Source organism: Salinisphaera sp. G21_0, from assembly GCF_017744115.1.
In the GTDB taxonomy this organism is placed as follows: domain Bacteria; phylum Pseudomonadota; class Gammaproteobacteria; order Pseudomonadales; family Endozoicomonadaceae; genus Endozoicomonas.
In genome coordinates this window covers 1-661 of record NZ_JAGHQW010000233.1, presented here as the reverse complement: position 1 = coordinate 661, position 661 = coordinate 1, and the positions used below count along the sequence as shown (strand labels likewise).

1 protein-coding gene is annotated in these 661 nt (G+C 53.9%); it reads right to left on the bottom strand.

Annotated elements, in window-relative coordinates:
- Positions 1 to 661 (bottom strand): LamG domain-containing protein (locus J7439_RS25820; protein WP_209204920.1); only part of this gene is annotated, 661 nt, incomplete at both ends.

The following is a 661-nucleotide window of genomic DNA, read 5'->3' as shown; positions in this document are numbered from 1 at the left end:
CTGATAAAGTGCGGAAACACCGGATGCATCCAGTGCTTCATTGAAAATGGTCAGGTCATCAATGGCACCATCCAGGTAACCATTGTCGTAGTTACTTTTGCCCACATAGTTGTTGGACCTCACCATTTCTGATGGCACCGCCCCCTGGTGCGTACCGGCCAGTTCGCCATTTTTGTAAACGCTCATCAGCCCTGAGCTATCTACCGTCGCGGTGACATGCACCCACTCAGCGGTGGGGAAGAAATTATCAATGCTGAGTTGGTGATAAGTTCCGGCGTCATCAACGATAATGAATCCCAAATTGTTCGTCGTACCGGAATGAGCCAGTATAATATTGTTGCCACCCGCGCCGTTGCCAAAATCAACCATCCTGGACCAGCTTTGATCAAAACTGTCAAAGCGTACCCAGGAGGAGATCGTCATTGCTCCGCCCGTTTGCAAGCCACTGATTTCTCCGGCACCCGAAGTCCCATCCATTTCGAGTGCTGAGCCAGAGCCTGACCGGCCGCTTCCCCATCCGGCACTGCCCGACAGGGTCAGGGGGGTATTATTGTGGGAAACATCATCAGCCGTGCTGCCTGCCCCTTCATCAAACTCAAAGGCAGCCACAACGCCGGAAACTACCACCGGTGTGGAGGCATCGTCCACCCGGTCGGGGTTG